Genomic DNA, 15,762 nt, shown 5'->3' with positions numbered 1-15,762 from the left:
CGCATCGTCGATGTGCTACCGAAGGGACTCATTGGAAATCCTAGAGCGCGATATCAACCTCTGATACGAAAATGCCATGCCTTTGTATCAATGCCTGGTGCCGACGGGGTCGCTGTATGCCGATCGCCGTGGCGAACTAGCTGAAGCGATCACCACCGTACATTGTTCGGTGACCGGCGCACCGCGTGGATTCGTCAATGTTGTTTTCACCGAATACGAGCCTTCTGCCTTTTTCACCGCCGGTAAGCCACACGTGGTGTCGGTGATCAACGGCAATATTCGCGCCGGGCGTGACCGGGCGTCACGCGCTCACCCGGCTGTCCGCAGCGTGGACCGCGATAACCGGGCAGGACGCCCGCAGTCTGCTGCTCGGCCTCAATGAACTGGACCCCACCTTCATCATGGAGGCCAGCCTGATCATGCCCGCTCCAGGTGAGGAAGCGGTGTGGCTCGAGCAGCATAGCCGAGAACTGGGAGACTTGCTGTCGACCACCTAATGGCACTTACGGGTCGGTAGTGCATCGAACTCATGCGAGCCGGCTCCGGGATGTGTGACCGGGCTCCACGTGCCGATCCGGCTGGCCGTAGACCCCACCGGGAAGTGTGGCTTCGGCTCCGTCCGGTCGTGGCCGCTACGATTCGCTCGGCGACCGCGGGGGCATCTCTGGTGTGTGCCGCCTCGGTTGCGCGTATCGGGCCGGCCACGTCGTGTCAGCGCGGCGGCGCCCGCTTTGGGGTGCATCGAGGATGTGTCTGCGGTGAGTGCCACAGGTCGGGGATCGTCGTCGAAAGCGCTTTACGCTTGAATTATCGTCATAATAGTATAATCCTAATCCAATAGGAGATGATTGGCCGCCGGTGGGCCGCGCCGGCGTCGGAGGAGTGTTATGCGTTACGCGAGTGGGCACAAGCTGGAGACGAGGCAACGAATCGTCGATCTTGCCGGGCGTCGGTTCAAGAAGGACGGTATCGACGGCTCGGGTATTGCGACCGTGATGAAGGATGCCGGGCTGACCAACGGGGCCTTTTACGCGCATTTCTCGTCCAAGGACGATCTCGTGGCCAATGCCGTTGCTGGCCAGTTGCGCGCACAGCGCGCTGATTTCGCCGCGCGGGTAGGAAGCCGTGATGAATTGGAACTGTTCGTGCGCGAGTATTTATCGGCCCAGCACCGCGATAGTCGGGAGGAGGGGTGTCCGTCGGCGGCCCTGTTGGACGAGATCGCGCGCAGCTCGGATCCGACCCGGCAGGCTTATTCGGAGGGGATGCTGGCCATCATCGACGATATCGCCGCCTTGGTTGCTCCAGCTGATCCGCAATCGGTGCGTGTAAGGGTGTTGGGCATCTTCGCCATGATGGCCGGAACGATGCAACTTTCCCGGGCCCTGCCCGACCGGCAGCTCTCCGATGTTGTTCTGGAGCAGGGCGTCCGGAACGCCCTGACGCTTCTGGACGCCGACCACGTTGGCTGACCGAGTCCCGTCCTGACGCACGAGGACCGCACCCGCTCTGCGTTAGACCGCTGGCGCGACGGGCGCGATGAACAGTGATGCGTCGCCGCCCCGCAGGGCGTCGCGACGATCAGAGTTCACTTCGTGCGGGACACCGAGAGGCACGGCGCTGATCTGGGCGAGTCGCTCGCACTGGTCCGGTGCGAGGGGGATGTCGAGTGCCCGCAGGTATTCGTCGAGCTGTTCGGTATAGCGCGGGCCGATAATCGGAATGTGCGATGTGGTGCCGCGTGTGGCGCGCTCGTTGAGCCAAGCGATGGCGATCTGGGCCGGGGTGACACCGGTCTGCTCGGCGAGGTCGAGGACGGCGTCGACGATCGCGGTCTTCTGGCTTGCACTTTCGGTGTGGACCAGCGTCTTCAGGTCGTTTAGCCGGCCCGCACTGGAGTGCCGGTACTTTCCGGTGAGTAATCCGCCACCCAGGTAGCGCTGAATCGGCTGCAACCGGTGCGCAAGTCGAAGAACATCTCCGCGCAACGCCCACACACCACCTCCCCGAAATCGGTGCGCTGTAGGGCGCGGTCAGCCGACGACACGACACACAACCCACCCACCCGTCGGTACACCGCGCGCACAGCCGGTACTCGTCCGCGGTGTCGCTCACCGCGACAACCCGGTGACGGTAGCCATCGCAGCGAGGCAGATCCGGCAAACAGCGCTGGCAAACCCCCTGATCCTGAACCGGGTACCGGCCGGTATCAGTCGACCGACACACGACACACCGCACCGTGACCTTCGGCGATTTCGCCGAAGGTCACGGTCCGATCCCGTTGGTCGCAGGTTTTGGTTCCGCCGCACTCAGGCGTTGACGTCTACGACCGTCCTACCGCGGATCGCTCCGGTCAGGACCTGCTGTGCCACCGCCGCTGCCTGATCCAGCGGCACCGTGGTCGTCATCTCCTCGAGCAGATGCGCGTCGAGATGCTCGGCGAGCAAGTCCCAGGCCTCGTTTCGGCTGCTGACGGCGGCATTGACGGAGTCGATCCCGGCCAAGGTCACGCCCCGGAGGATGAACGGCGCGACCGAGCCCGGAAGATCGAGCCCCTGAGCCAGACCGCAGTTCGCCACAACTCCGCCATAGTGGATCTGGCTGAGAACGTTTACCAGCGTGTGACTGCCCACGGTGTCGACGCCGCCGGCCCATCGCTCGGATCCGAGCGCCGCCTGGACAGGTTCGGCAAGATCCTCCCGCGGGATGATCTCGGAGGCCCCGAGGGTCCTCAGGTAATCCTTCTCGCCCAGACGTCCGGTCGACGCGTGAACCTCATGTCCGAGAGCGGCAAGCAGTGCGATCGCTACGGAACCGACACCGCCGGCGGCGCCGGTGACCACGACAGGCCCAGCGTTCGGCGTCAATCCGTGGCGTTGCAGCGCCACGACGCTCAGGGCGGCCGTGTAGCCGGCTGTCCCGATCGCCATTGCCTGCCAGGTCGTGAATCGCAAAGGGATTCTGGTGATCCAAGCCGCCGGCACCCTTGCGCGGGTAGCGAATCCGCCATTGTGGTCGACCGCGAGTCCCCATCCGTTGACGGCGACGGAATCGCCCGGCGCGAAGCCTGACTCGGCCGTCGCCTCGACAACGGTGCCGGCGAGGTCGATGCCTGCGACGATCGGGAAGCGCTCGACGACCGGCACGGCGCCGGTCACGCCCAGGCCGTCCTTGAAGTTCACTGCCGAGTAGTCGACCGCGATGGTCACATCGCCGGTACCGATTTCATCGTCGGGGATCTCGGTGAGCTCCGCGCGCTGCCCGGCGTCGTCCTTCAGGATCAGTACTGCTCTCATCTCGTCTCCTCGTAGAAAGGTCATTTCAACTTCAGGCCAGGCAGAATCCGGCGTCGATCTTGAGCTCGAGGCCCGTGACGAAGCGGGCTTCGTCCGACACGAGGAACAGCACCGCATTGGTGACGTCCTCGACATCGACCCACGGTGTCGGCATTGGATTCAGGGTTGCGAAGACCTCGGCAGCCTGCTCCCGAGTCGGGCTTTCGATGCCGGGAACGAAGAGCTTGTACAGGGCGTCGTTCTGCACCATGAGCGTGTCGGCGATGCTGGGATTGACGGTGTTGACGCGGATCTTGTCTGCGGCGAGCTCGAGGGCCATGGCCCGCATAAGCCCGATGACCCCTGACTTCGCGGCGACGTAGTGCGGCAGGTTCGGCATGGCCCGGATGCCGAGTGCGGAGCTGGTCAGAACAATCGACCCACCTACGCCGCCCGCCCGGATGTGGGGGATCGCGGCCTTGGCGGCGTGGTAGACGCCGGTAAGGTTCACATCGATCATGTCCTGCCAACTTTGCTCGGGCATCGCCTCGGTGGGGGCCGCCGAGAGGATCCCAGCGTTCGCCACAGCGATGTCGAGGCGCCCGAACTCGGTGACCCCGTCCGACACGGCTGCCTCGAGAGCCGAGACGTCCCGCACATCCGCCCGACGCGCCACGATCCTCCGACCGAGACCCTCGACCGCCTTGACCGTCTCCTTCAGGTCTTCCTCACTCGCCAGCGCGTAGGGCACCGAGTCGATCGGCGCACACAGGTCGACGGCGATGATGTCGGCCCCTTCCGATGCCAGCCGCACCGCGTGCGCCCGCCCTTGTCCCCGGGCAGCGCCGGTGACGAAGGCGACCTTGCCCTCAACTCGTCCAGTCATGATCAGTTCCTTAATTTTTGTTGTTGAATCCGGCGTCGACCGACAACGTCGTACCGGTGACGTAGCGGCCGTCGTCAGAAAACCAGGTAGAGCACCGCGTTGCTGACGTCCTGCACCGAGATGAGGCCGACCGGCATTGCGTTCGTAACGTGCGAAACAAGCTGCGGGTTCTGCTTGAGGAATGCCTCGATCGAGGGGGTCGCGATCATGGGTGTTTCCACGCCCGTCGGATTCACCGTGTTCACCCGGATCGAGTGGGCTGCAAGGTTGTTGGCATACGAGCGCATCAGCCCGACCATGCCGTGTTTGGAGGCGACGTACGCGAGCGCTCCTCGTGACGGACCGAGTATTCCGCGCAAACCCGCGGTCGAACTCGTGAGCACGATGGCACCACCTTGACCGCGCTCGATCATCGAAGGCACAGCGGTCTCGAGCGTGTTGAGGACGCCGGTGAGGTTGATGTCGATCGTGTCCTGCCATGCCTCGTGCGGTTCGTCGACGGCGAAGAGGGCGACACCGGCGTTGGCGATCACAATGTCGACCGGGCCGATCTCCGCGACCCCGGCGTGGAATGCCTCCGCGAGTTGTCGCTCATCTCGCACATCGGCCTCGACGGTCAGGACCCGCCTCCCGAGGGCTTCCACCGCCTTTCTTGTTTCGGCGAGGTCTTGCGACGTCGCCAAGTCATATCGCGCCGACCCAAGCCGTTTACATATGTCGAGGGCGATGATGTCCGCCCCTTCCTCGGCAAGCCGCAGCGCATGGCTCCGGCCCTGCCCTCGGGCGGCCCCGGTGATGAAGGCAACTTTGCCCGCAACTCGTCCAGACATGATGAGTACCCCTTTGTACTGAGTCCTGAATTGTGATGGTGGCGTCGACCGACAACGCGTCGAGTCGTGGTGAATCCGTCGCGTTGTAGCGCCGAATCGGATGATTACCTGAAATCAGGCGAACGCGGTCATGCAGTGGCGAAGACGCCACGAAGGCGCTCGAGTACGCTCGGGTCCTCGATCGTCGGTGGGATCTGCACCGGCAAACCGTTCGCCAGGTCGCGCAGACTTCGGCGAAGGATTTTTCCGGAACGAGTCTTGGGGAGCTGGTCCACGACGACTGCATTGCGCAGGGACGCAACCGCCCCGATCCGGTTGCGAACCATCTCGATCAGTTCGCGCCGCAAGATGTCCACGTCCCGGCTCGCTCCGGCCTTCAACACCACCAAGCCGATGGGTGACTCGCCCTTCAAGGGGTCGGCCACTCCGATCACCGCGCATTCCGCGACATCTGGATGCGCGGCCAGAACTTCCTCCATCGCACCGGTCGAGAGCCGGTGCCCGGCCACGTTGATGATGTCGTCGGTCCGGCCGAGGACCCATACGTCGCCGTCCTCGTCGACGTGTCCGGCATCGCCGGTGCGGTACCAACCAGGAAAGTCGGCCAGGTACGACGTGCGGTAGCCGTTGTCGTCGCCCCACAGTGTGGGTGCACAGCCGGGTGGTAACGGCAGACGGAGCGCAAGGTTGCCCGTCTCGCCGACGGCCAGCGGGACGCCGGCGCCGCCGAGCGCGGCAACCTCGAATCCGGGACTGGGTTTGCCCCCCGAACCGGGCTTGAAGGGCGTGAGCTCACCCCCGCGGAACCGCGCTGTGATGGGCCAGCCGGTCTCTGTTTGCCACCAATTGTCGATGACTGGTCTGTCGATCCGGGATTGCAGCCACGTTGCCGTCGGCGGGTCACACCGCTCGCCCGCCAGGAACACCGCCTGTAGAGACGAGATGTCGTGTCGCCCCAGCATGTCCAGATCCGGATCCTGCCGTCTGATCGCACGTATTGCCGTCGGGGCGGTGAAGAGGACATTGACCTGGTGTCGCGCGATCACGCGCCAGAACGCGCCGGCGTCCGGGGTCGCGATCGGCTTGCCCTCGTACATCACCGATGTCAGACCGGCCAGCAGCGGCGCGTAGACGATATAGGAGTGTCCGACGACCCAGCCCACGTCCGATGCCGCCCAGAAAACGTCACCGGCTCTCAGTCCGAAGATGGTCGGGATGGATGCGGCGAGCGCGACCGCGTGGCCGCCGTTGTCGCGGACGATGCCCTTCGGTCGTCCTGTCGTGCCCGAGGTGTGCAGGATGTACAGCGGATCCGAGGCGTCGACGGGCACCGGATCGTGCGGGCTCGCCGCTGCCTCCGCCGCCAGCAGGTCATGATCGCGGCCGGGCTCGAGCTCGGCGAGCGCCTGTGGACGTTGCAGCACGAAGCACGCCTCGGGACGATGTCGCGACTGCGCCAGTGCGGCGTCGAGCACCGGTTTGTACGCCACAACCCTGCCCGGTTCCAGCCCGCACGATGCGGCGATGATCGCCCGCGGTTCGGTGGCATCGATCCGGCCTGCCAACTCGGCAGCCGCGAAGCCGCCGAACACAACGGAGTGGATCGCTCCCAGCCTGGCGCACGCCAGCATCGCGATCGCAGCCTCGGGGATCATCGGCATGTAGATGACGACACGATCGCCGCGGCGAACGCCCACCGCGGCGAGCGCACCGGCCACCTTCGCCACGCGGTCGCGCAGCTCACGGTAGGTGTGGGTGACGATCTCACCCGTCATCGCACTATCCCAGACCAGTGCGGGCCGATCGCCCGCACCCGCATTGATATGACGATCGAGACAGTTGTAGCTCGTGTTCAGCCGGGCACCGGGGAACCATCGGCCGTAAGGGCCGGTGTTCTCGTCGAACACCGCGGTCCAGGGCGCTTCCCAATCGATGCGGGACGCCTGCGTGCCCCAGTAACCCAGCGGATCGTCGCGCCAGGCACTGTATAGGCCGTCGTAGCTGGTCATCGTGTTCCTTCCAGAGACATCCGGGGCGCCGTCAGGCAGCATCCGTCCGGGCTGATCACGAGTAGGCCAGGAACCGGTCGATCTGGGCAGCCACGGTTTCCGGATGCTGCTGATGGGGCGCATGCCCGGCCTGGGGGTAGACGGCCAGCTGCGCGTTGGGCAGTTCCCGATAGAGCAGCCACTGGTTCTTCACCGGGAAGAACGGGTCGGTGTCCCCGTCGATGATGAGCGTCGGCTGGCGCAGCTCCCCGAGCCTGGCGTAGTGGCCGGTCTTACCGCCCATGAAGTCCATGATCAAACCGGCCATTGCCTGAATGACTTCCGGTGTGACGACTGGTTCGCGGTCGGTCCTCATCGCGTTTCGATCGATGTAGGCCTGGGTCTCGGCGTCACGGCCCTCGGCGAAGAAGAGGTACCGGATGTCTTCGAAGGAGTACTCGGGCGTGAGAGCGATCCCGAAGACGATATCGGTGTGCGGGTCGGTCTCCGGATTGCCGCCCGGGCCCGTGCCTATCGCGACAACTTTGCGCACCAGAGTCGGTTCCTGCATCGCGATGGCTTGCGCAACGAAGCCACCCATCGAGAATCCCAGCACGTCCACGACATCGTGGCCCAGGACCCGCACGAACGACGCGGCGTTGCGGGCCTTCTCGTCCACGCTGGTCGCCGGTGACCCGGTCGACGAGCCGACCGCAGCGTCACTGAACAGGATCACATGCCGTTGCTCGGCCACGGCGTCGACGAAGGCGGGGTCCCAGTCGTCGAGCGTTCCGCGGAAGCGGTGCAGGAAGACCAGCGGCGTCGTATCCACCGGCCGGTCCGGGCCCAGCTCCCGATAGGCATAGCGGACGTCGCCGACCTCGACGTACTTGGTTTCGATCTCCACCGAGCGGTATTGCTGGACAGCTCGGTCACTTACCGAAGAACTCACTGTGCACCTCATCACTTGACGGCTGATAGCGCACCGAATGTAACTCGAGTCACTATCATCATGCAAGTGACTACGGTGATGAGAGTAACCAGCAAAGCTCTCAGCGAGGACTCAGGAGATGAGTCGGCTTCTACGCTCGAGGGCCGCGCGGAGCCGATCGTCAGCAGCGGGCCCCGGTAGGAACGTCGAGTGCTCGTCGTCGAGCGGATGACCCGTCAAGCGGTCGATCAACACCGGATCGACATCGACTCCGGACTCACTGTGCACGAGGCGAACATTGGGCGCCTCGGGAGGGAAGTACTGATTGCCCCAGGCGTACAGGGCAATCAGTACCGGGCGGAACGCGTGTCCAGCCTCGGTCAGAACGTACTCATCGCGTGGGGGGCGTTCGTTGTAGCGGCGCCGCTCCAGCAGGCCCGCCTCGACGAGCGCACCTAGCCGACGGGACAGAGAGTTCGGCGAGATACCCAGGCTCTTCTGAAACTGGTCGAACCGAGTCAGGCCATGTGTGGCGTCCCGGAGGATCAGGATGCTCCACCACTCACCGACCCGCTCCAGCCCGAGCGCAACCGGACAGCTCATGCCCTCGAAACTCTTGTGTTCCATGATGGAAGTTTATGCCAAGCGGTCGGGCAGATATCGACCAGCGCCGATTTCCTCTATGGTGCGGTCTCCACGATTGAGGGGAATCGCACCACTCGGCTCGTTTCGAAATGCGGAGGCGCATGTCTGCGCAACAGGTCACCCAGGCACTCATCCTGACGGGCGGCCGAGCTACACGGATGAGGCCTCCTCGACGGTCCAGGCGGCGATCTGAGCGCGTGAGGTGAAGCCGAGTTTGGTCAGGATGTGTTCGACGTGGCCATCGACTGTGCGTTGTGAGATCACCAGTTTGGCGGCGATCTGCTTGTTGCTGAGTCCCTGGGCGACGAGGTCGGCGATCTGTCGCTCACGCTTTGTCAATTTCGCGGATGCACGCACCTTATCGGCGAGTTGTTCCCCGAGTGCGTATGCGACAGCAGCGCCCATACCCATCGCCTGGCCTTGCCGGAAGGCTGCGTCGAATCCGCGTGTGTCGAGTGTGCGACGCGCTATCCGTTCGCATTTCTCGTGAAAGCGCGACACGTCCGGGAATACAGCTCCAACACTGCTTCCCACCAGCCAGATACCCTGCGCGGCTCCCAGCAGCACGGCGGCGCGCTCGGCGTTGCCCTGGTCGGCAACAGTCCAGGCCAGCGCCTCGAGACTGAACGCGGTGAGCACCGGGCTATTCGGCCGTCGGTTGACTCGCAGCGCTTCCTCGAGCAAGTGTTCGGCATGGTCCAGCTCGCCTTGCTGCCATGCGGCCACGCCCAAGCCACGTAGCGCAGCTGAACGATAGAGCAGTTCGCCCTGCGCTTCGGCGATGGAAAAAACTCGGCGGTAGTACTCGGTCGCTCGGGCCATGTCGCCGCGCAATTCGTATGACCAGCCGAGGATGGTCAGGGCACCGATGTAGAGATCCCCCGTCTGATTCGAGCTGAGCATTTCGACGGCATGTTCGAAGAAGGATGATGCGTCGGCCGCCTCACCGCAGGCCAGTGCGAGGAGGCCAGCGGCGTAGGCGATCTGCGCCTGGATGGCGGGGTCGGCGGTATGTTCGGCGAGCATCCGTCCCTGCTCCAGAAGGGCGGCCGCATACTCGAAATCACCTTGCGCTGCGGACAGCTGGCTGCCGACGCAGAGCGTCTTGATGCGGCCGGGGCTAGATTGCGCGCCTGGGTGGGCGAGGACCCGGTCGATCCAGGATCGACCTTCGCTGAACAGACCGCATAAGCTCCAGAAGTCGTACAGTGCGGCAGTGGTGCGCAGCCCTGTTTCGGCTGCTTCCTGGGTGTCCTCGGACAGGCAGGATTCGAGTGCTTCGCGCAGGTTGGGCAGTTCGCGTTCGAGTCTGGTGATCCAGTCGAGCTGCCGGTCGCTGATCCACTCGGCTTCCGCGTCCAGCGCCAACCTCCGGTACCAGTCGCGGTGCCGTCGGCGCAGCTCAGTGCCTTCGCCGGACTCTCGTAGCTTTTCCCGGCCGTAGTCGCGTATGGTCTCGAGGATCCGGAAACGCACGACACCGTGCGATTCCTCTCGGACCAGGATCGACTTGTCCACTAGAGAAGACAGCACATCGAACCGGATTTCCGCTGCTAGGTCGGCAGCGCATATCTGCTCGATGGCGTCGAGTTCGCAGCTGCTGGCGAACACCGACAGCCGGGCCCACAGGCGCTGTTCGATCGGGGTGCACAACCCGTAGCTCCAGTCGATACACCACCGCAGTGTCTGCTGCCGTGGCAGTGTGGTGCGACTGCCACGGGTGAGCAGCGCGTACCGGTCGGTGAGCCCGGCCAGGATCTGTTGCGGCGACATCGCGCGCATACGGGCCGCGGCCAGCTCGATCGCCAGTGGCAACCCATCCAAATGAGCGCAGATCCCGGCGACGGCGGCCTTGTTGTCCTCATCGAGCTCGAAGCCCGGCACCGCTGCCGCGGCGCGATCGGTGAACAATTTCACCGCATCGAAACGGAGCAGCCCCACCAGCGGCGTCTGCAGGTCGAGTTCCGGGACCGTCAGTGGTGCCACCCGTAGCACCGCCTCCCCGGCGATATTCAGTGGTTCGCGGCTGGTGGCGAGAATCCGCAGCTCTGGACAAGTCCGGAGCAACGTCTCGGTCAGTTTGGCCACGGCTTCCACGACCTGCTCGCAGTTGTCCAAAACGAGCAGGATTTCTCGCGCGTTGAGGAAGCCGATCAGAACCTCGAGCGACGGACTGGCCGACTCGTTGCGCACACCGAGGGCGGCTGCTACCACGTCGACCAGGAGCGCCGGGTCGGACACCTCGGCCAGTTCGATCGACCACACACCGTCGGCAAAACCGCGTCGTGCACTGGAGGCGGCCCGCAGCGCCAGTCGCGTCTTGCCGACACCCCCGGTTCCGGTCAACGTCACCAGCCGCGAGCTCGACAGCAGATTCTTCAGCTTCGATATCTCGGTGCGTCGGTCGATGAAACTGGTCAGCTCGAGCGGGAGATTGCCACTGTGGTCCCGAGTAGCCGCCGTCGGTTTGCGCCATGTCCGTATCGGTGGCTTCTGTTCGGGATGCTCGAGATTCGGTTCGCCCCGCAACGCCATCTCATCCACCGAGAACCCGTGGCGCTGCTGCAGTTGCCGAAGTGTCCTCCCCAGCGCCACCGCCGACGGCCGCGCATGGCGGTCGCGGCTCATCGCCGTTTCCATCACCGCCGATACGTCATCGGGGATGCCGTTCTCTCGCAGGTCGGGCAACGGCTGGGTGGTGACCCGGACAAACTGTGCGACCATGTTCTCACCGCTGCGACGCTCGAACGCGGCATGCCCGGTCAGTGCACAGAACAGGGTGGCGGCGAGTCCATAGACATCGGCGGCCGGCGTCGGATCGTCCCCTTCGAGCACCTCCGGTGCGGTGAATGCCGGTGATCCGGTCACAATGCCCGCCGTCGTCTTGAACCCACCGGCGATGTGCGCGATACCGAAATCCGTTAGCGCTGGTTCACCGTACTCGGTGAGCAGAATGTTCCCCGGCTTCACGTCCCGATGCACGATACCGAGACGATGTGCGCTCTCCAGCGCACCCGCGATCTTCACCCCGATCTGCAGCACCCGCTCCAAAGGAAGCGGACCATTCTCGCGGATCCATGCATCCAGGGAATCCAGAGGGTGATACGGCATCACCAGATAGGGCCGCCCGCTCTCGGTAGTTCCGGCGTCCAGCACGGTGACGATGTTCGGATGCCCGGTCAACCGGCCCATCGCGCGCTGCTCCCGCATAAACCGCGCCTGATTGCCGTCGGCCAATTCTGCGGTAAGAACCTTGACCGCGACCGTCCGGTCCAGCGCCGCCTGCGTGCAGCGATACACCACACCGAAGCCACCGTGCCCGATCTCCACGGCGTCGTCGAAACCAGCAGCAGCCAACTCCGCCGTGACCGGCGTCGTCGCGTCACGGCGCGTCCGCAGCGGATCATCATCGGTCATCGACCGGACGTGAGCCGACCAGCATCTCTCCCGACACCGGGCAACATCACTCACCTTTCGCCAACGCCAGCCTATCGCCGAAACCATCGATGGAGGAGTAACGAGGTCCAGCGGTAACTCCATGTACTCACATAGGACTAGCACGCGGTTTGTGTCGTCGTCGAGCGTTGTCGGTGTTTGGTGTCGTTGGTTCAGCCGGTATCTGAGCTGCGCCGATGTCGGAACAGCGCAGTCCCGCGTCGTATACACGGGCTTCGATCACCTCCGCGTTCGGATGACGCCCCAGCCCGAACAGGGATTTCATCTGTCCCTCGTTGACTTCCGCACCCGGTTGCAGGCCCAAGGTGGCCAGGCCCGTGCCGTGCCAGCGGCCCGGAGCTTCCCCATGAGCGGAGTAATAATCGGGCGTCGAGCAGATCGGCGAGCGCGGCCGGGATTCGGGCGGCGTTCTGCACGATGAGCACGATCACGGTGATGAGAGCGATGAGATCAGTGATGGCCATGCACGCCACGGTCACTGCGAATGCCGTTCGGTGGCATCCGGTGTCGAGAAGTTGTGGTGACTGCCTGAAAGACTCTCGATCATGCGCGATCAACCCTTAACGTCCCGCCGCTGGATGTAGCCCCGTGGCCAGGCCAGCCGCAGCGGTTCCGACGGGTTACGGCTCGGCAGCACCCAGTTTGTCGCCGTTGAGGTACTTGTCCAGCACCGATAGGCGAGCCTGCAGGAATTCGCGGGACACCTCCGCGCGAGGCTCGAACGCGTCGAAACCGTGGTAGGCCCCTGGCACGACATGTACCGTGCAACTAACCCCGGCGGCGCGCAGCCGATCGGCATACGCGAGATCCTCGTCATGGAAGAGGTCGTTGGTGCCTACGCCGATCCACGCCGGCGGAAGGTTGGACAGATCATCGCACCGGGCAGGAACGGCTCCGTGCGCTATCTCCGCGGAATCGATCCCGCGGAGATAGGAACGCCACCCGAAGCGATTGCTCCGCTGGTTCCATAGGCGGATTCGGCTGCCGTCGATATCGGTGCGCCGTACGGTGCGGTCGTCGACCATCGGATACGACAGCATTTGCAGCACCGGTAGCACCTCGCCGCGTTCGGTGGCCAGGATCGCCAATGCCGCGGCCAGTCCACCTCCGGCGCTGTCGCCGACGATTGCGATGCGGTCGGCTTCGACGTCCGGCTGATCCGCCAGCCAGCGCAGGGCGGCGTAGCAGTCCTCTAGGGGTGTCGGGTACGGGTGCTCAGGTGCCAGCCGGTATTCCACGGAGGCCGCGACCACGCCAAGTTCGCATGCGGCGCGTCGGCAGAACTTGTCTCCTGTGGCCGCGTTGCCCGAGACGTATCCGCCGCCGTGGATATAGAGAACGCCGGGTATCGGCCGGCGCGAGGGTGACTTCGGCCGGAAGACGCGGACGGAGACCGTCGGGTTCACGCGCTCGACTGCCCCGCCCCGGGGTTTCCAGGATGGGTACGCGAGGCGGACCGCTATTCGGAACAAGCGCAGGCTGCGCGGACCGACGAAGATCGCGCGTGGCAGGAGGCGGGCGAACGGTAGTTCACGGGTGAAGTCGGTCGACGGATACATCGGTGTCCTCTCCTCGTCGGCTGGAAGCTGTCGGTGGCGGGCAGTTGGGTTCGAGCTCACGACCCAGCCCGCGGTGTCTTATCCCCGGCTATATGGCGGCAATTGCCGCGAGAATGTTCGGCGCGGGGGCGTTCTCGGCGCTGACAGCGAAGTGCCGCGCCTGCGGGACAGGCTATGACCTTGACAGATGGGACTTTCGGGTTCCGATAATTAATGGAACTCTATGGTTCCTTTTAGTGACTGTCCACCGACGAGATGAGAGAGCGTATGTCTGAAGGCTCGCTCGCCCCAGTTGGCACCGAGGTGAAGGATGCCTTTTCGAGGACTACCTGCCGCGGTGGGTGGCCGCGGCAGTCGGCACTTCCTCTCTGTGACCCGATTTCGTCCTCGACTCCTGGCATGGACATTGAAAACGGATCTGGTGTGCGAGTATGTGGTTCGGCTGCTTCGCCATCTGGACGCACACGGCTTCGCCAGTGCTACGCCGATGGGAGACCCGTCCATGGGCTGTGCGCCGGCGGTTCCCCATTTCACCCCTGGTTATTTTCTGCGCGCCGGCGCCCGTTTTCCGAGCCAGGGCGACCACAGACGGTGGCGAGTGCCTCTGAGCTACCTGCGCGACCGACCGCTATTTCACTACGGCCGGATCGACGACGGTGTCCTGCGATTCGCGGCCGGCCCTGGTCAACGCAGGACAGGGCCGACTACGACGTGCGAGTAGACCGTTCCGCGCGTATCAAATCAGTGGCCGCAGAAAGCTAATCGTCGGAAGCTAGCCCGGCGGCAACACTTGCTTCGAATGCTGCGGCGACTGCTCTCGCGACTTCATCCACGGTGGGCGCGGGTTGGTTGGCCAGTTCGCGCTCGACCGAGGTCATGTCCACATCCGACAGTCCGCAGGGGGTGGCCATCTGCCACGGGCCCAGGTCGCCGGCGACATTGATCGCGAATCCGTGTGTGGAGACGTTGCGGCCCACCCGCATGCCGATCGAGGTGATCTTGCGACCGGTTTTACTGGTCCACACCCCGGTCAGTGGGTCGGAACCAGGTGGTGTTTCCCGGCGTTCGGCGGCGATGCCGAGCGTGTCCAGTGCCGCGATGATCCGGTACTCGACCTCGCGGATGTAATCGACGACGCCTTCGCCGTCACGCAACTTGACCATGAGGTAGCCGACCAGCTGCCCGGGACCGTGATAGGTGAGTTGCCCGCCGCGATCGGTCCCGATCACGGGTATGGCCGTTCCGGGTGAGGGCAGATGCGCCTCGGGGGTGCGGCGGCCGACGGTGAAGGTCGGCTCGTGGCTGAGCAGCCACAGCGTATCGGGTCGGCGGTCCTCGACACGCTCCTGCCACAGTGCCTGCATCCGGTCCATGGCAGTCGAATATTCGATGAGGCGATCGGTGTCGTCGATCAAGGCCAAGGGGCGATCTTTCACAATCTTCCGCTTCCAATCATCGGTCGGTGCAACAACTATTCGCTGAGCGCAGCATCGGTCATGCTGTATCGCGCAACGACACCTGCGATAGTCCGCCCCAGCACAGTGCGACGACGGTGGCTATCGCTTCCGTCTTCGGAACGGAACGGCCTGTATCGAGCCAGTACTGCGCGCCAAGTTGGCTGGCGCCGAGCAGGCCTACAGCGAACAGGCGCGCCTGGTGCCGATCCAGGCCCGAATCCTGACGAAGTACGTCGGATACCGCGGTTACACAGCTGTCTGTTGCACGTCCGATACGCAATCGCACCGCAGGTTCGCTGGGTACTTCGGAGCCGAAGACGAGGCGGAACCCTTCCGCCTCGTGGTCGACGAAGTCGAAGTACGCGCTGATCGCTGCGCGTACCCGGTCGCGATTGACGGTCGTCGACTGCAGTGCACGCTCCACGCTGTCGATCAGATTGTCGATATGTAGCTGCAGCACCGCCAGATACAACTCGAGCTTTCCTGAAAACGCTTGATATACAAGGGGTTTGCTCAAACCTGCGCGTTGCGCGATTTCGTCCATGGTGGTCGCGTGGAATCCGCGTGACACGAAAACTTCGTTCGCCGCGGTGAGTGTTTTCCTCCGCCGAAGCGCACTCCTTGTGCGGGCAGCCGGCTCCGTGCCTACACGGATTCCCGATTGTGTCGGGACGCTTGGTGGGTGACCGGGGTCAGGTGCCGAGTTATCGATGGGCAAATCGCTTGCGCGGTCCG

Annotated in this window: 14 protein-coding genes and 1 pseudogene; 3 read left to right on the top strand and 12 right to left on the bottom strand. The window is 64.3% G+C overall.

What is annotated here, in order from left to right; translation table 11 throughout:
- The first annotated feature begins 76 nt into the window (after positions 1 to 76).
- The 3 genes from ACZ60G_RS38155 to ACZ60G_RS38145 all read left to right on the top strand — a co-directional run bounded on the left by ACZ60G_RS38155 (position 77) and on the right by ACZ60G_RS38145 (position 1,472).
- On the top strand, positions 77 to 382 hold the full coding sequence (locus ACZ60G_RS38155; RefSeq protein WP_465816696.1) for a tautomerase family protein: 306 nt from the start codon (positions 77 to 79) through the stop codon (positions 380 to 382).
- Positions 291 to 497, top strand: coding sequence for a hypothetical protein (locus tag ACZ60G_RS38150; RefSeq protein ID WP_465816760.1), 207 nt, complete (start codon positions 291 to 293; stop codon positions 495 to 497). The genes ACZ60G_RS38155 and ACZ60G_RS38150 overlap by 92 nt, the downstream gene beginning before the upstream one ends.
- 390 nt (positions 498 to 887) lie before the next feature.
- Positions 888 to 1,472 carry a TetR/AcrR family transcriptional regulator gene (locus ACZ60G_RS38145; RefSeq protein WP_465816694.1) on the top strand — a complete coding sequence of 195 codons (585 nt, stop codon included), beginning with the start codon at positions 888 to 890 and terminating at the stop codon, positions 1,470 to 1,472.
- A gap of 42 nt (positions 1,473 to 1,514) precedes the next feature.
- Here the strand turns inward: ACZ60G_RS38145 and ACZ60G_RS38140 are convergent, their stop codons facing one another.
- The 12 genes and pseudogenes from ACZ60G_RS38140 to ACZ60G_RS38085 form a co-directional block, all read right to left on the bottom strand.
- On the bottom strand, positions 1,515 to 1,997 hold the full coding sequence (locus ACZ60G_RS38140; protein WP_465816692.1) for an aldo/keto reductase: 483 nt from the start codon (positions 1,995 to 1,997) through the stop codon (positions 1,515 to 1,517).
- 312 nt (positions 1,998 to 2,309) lie between these two features.
- Positions 2,310 to 3,296: an MDR family oxidoreductase gene (locus tag ACZ60G_RS38135; protein WP_465816690.1), complete on the bottom strand. Its 987-nt coding sequence runs from the start codon at positions 3,294 to 3,296 to the stop codon at positions 2,310 to 2,312.
- A 31-nt stretch (positions 3,297 to 3,327) separates the two neighbouring features.
- On the bottom strand, positions 3,328 to 4,161 hold the full coding sequence (locus tag ACZ60G_RS38130) for a mycofactocin-coupled SDR family oxidoreductase (protein WP_465816689.1): 834 nt from the start codon (positions 4,159 to 4,161) through the stop codon (positions 3,328 to 3,330).
- A gap of 10 nt (positions 4,162 to 4,171) precedes the next feature.
- Positions 4,172 to 4,991: pseudogene (locus ACZ60G_RS38125) on the bottom strand (mycofactocin-coupled SDR family oxidoreductase).
- A gap of 128 nt (positions 4,992 to 5,119) precedes the next feature.
- Positions 5,120 to 7,000 (bottom strand): AMP-binding protein, encoded by a 1,881-nt coding sequence (locus ACZ60G_RS38120; RefSeq protein ID WP_465816687.1) that lies wholly within the window; start codon positions 6,998 to 7,000, stop codon positions 5,120 to 5,122.
- A 55-nt stretch (positions 7,001 to 7,055) separates the two neighbouring features.
- Positions 7,056 to 7,931 carry an alpha/beta fold hydrolase gene (locus ACZ60G_RS38115; RefSeq protein ID WP_465816686.1) on the bottom strand — a complete coding sequence of 292 codons (876 nt, stop codon included), beginning with the start codon at positions 7,929 to 7,931 and terminating at the stop codon, positions 7,056 to 7,058.
- A gap of 111 nt (positions 7,932 to 8,042) precedes the next feature.
- On the bottom strand, positions 8,043 to 8,537 hold the full coding sequence (locus tag ACZ60G_RS38110) for a winged helix-turn-helix transcriptional regulator (protein ID WP_465816684.1): 495 nt from the start codon (positions 8,535 to 8,537) through the stop codon (positions 8,043 to 8,045).
- A gap of 168 nt (positions 8,538 to 8,705) precedes the next feature.
- On the bottom strand, positions 8,706 to 11,972 hold the full coding sequence (locus ACZ60G_RS38105; RefSeq protein ID WP_465816682.1) for a protein kinase domain-containing protein: 3,267 nt from the start codon (positions 11,970 to 11,972) through the stop codon (positions 8,706 to 8,708).
- Positions 11,973 to 12,099: 127 nt separating this feature from the next.
- The gene (locus ACZ60G_RS38100; RefSeq protein WP_465816756.1) at positions 12,100 to 12,390 is read right to left on the bottom strand and encodes a relaxase domain-containing protein; all 291 of its coding nucleotides are present in this window, start codon (positions 12,388 to 12,390) and stop codon (positions 12,100 to 12,102) included.
- Positions 12,391 to 12,631: 241 nt separating this feature from the next.
- Positions 12,632 to 13,570, bottom strand: coding sequence for an alpha/beta hydrolase (locus tag ACZ60G_RS38095; RefSeq protein WP_465816681.1), 939 nt, complete (start codon positions 13,568 to 13,570; stop codon positions 12,632 to 12,634).
- 758 nt (positions 13,571 to 14,328) lie between these two features.
- Positions 14,329 to 15,006: a lipoyl(octanoyl) transferase LipB gene (lipB, locus tag ACZ60G_RS38090; RefSeq protein ID WP_465816679.1), complete on the bottom strand. Its 678-nt coding sequence runs from the start codon at positions 15,004 to 15,006 to the stop codon at positions 14,329 to 14,331.
- Positions 15,007 to 15,064: 58 nt separating this feature from the next.
- Positions 15,065 to 15,682 carry a TetR/AcrR family transcriptional regulator gene (locus tag ACZ60G_RS38085; protein ID WP_465816754.1) on the bottom strand — a complete coding sequence of 206 codons (618 nt, stop codon included), beginning with the start codon at positions 15,680 to 15,682 and terminating at the stop codon, positions 15,065 to 15,067.
- Positions 15,683 to 15,762 lie beyond the last annotated feature (80 nt).

The organism is Nocardia sp. NPDC102475, from assembly GCF_055584605.1.
Note: the sequence above shows the minus strand (reverse complement) of the source record. Positions and strands in the feature narration are given on the sequence as shown.

Coding starts and splice junctions, on each gene's coding strand:
- ACZ60G_RS38155 (WP_465816696.1), top strand. CDS start 77: ATGCCTTTGTATCAATGCCTGGTGCCGACGGGGTCGCTGTATGCCGAT.
- ACZ60G_RS38145 (WP_465816694.1), top strand. CDS start 888: ATGCGTTACGCGAGTGGGCACAAGCTGGAGACGAGGCAACGAATCGTC.
- ACZ60G_RS38135 (WP_465816690.1), bottom strand. CDS start 3,296: ATGAGAGCAGTACTGATCCTGAAGGACGACGCCGGGCAGCGCGCGGAG.
- ACZ60G_RS38130 (WP_465816689.1), bottom strand. CDS start 4,161: ATGACTGGACGAGTTGAGGGCAAGGTCGCCTTCGTCACCGGCGCTGCC.
- ACZ60G_RS38120 (WP_465816687.1), bottom strand. CDS start 7,000: ATGACCAGCTACGACGGCCTATACAGTGCCTGGCGCGACGATCCGCTG.
- ACZ60G_RS38110 (WP_465816684.1), bottom strand. CDS start 8,537: ATGGAACACAAGAGTTTCGAGGGCATGAGCTGTCCGGTTGCGCTCGGG.
- ACZ60G_RS38105 (WP_465816682.1), bottom strand. CDS start 11,972: ATGACCGATGATGATCCGCTGCGGACGCGCCGTGACGCGACGACGCCG.
- ACZ60G_RS38095 (WP_465816681.1), bottom strand. CDS start 13,570: ATGTATCCGTCGACCGACTTCACCCGTGAACTACCGTTCGCCCGCCTC.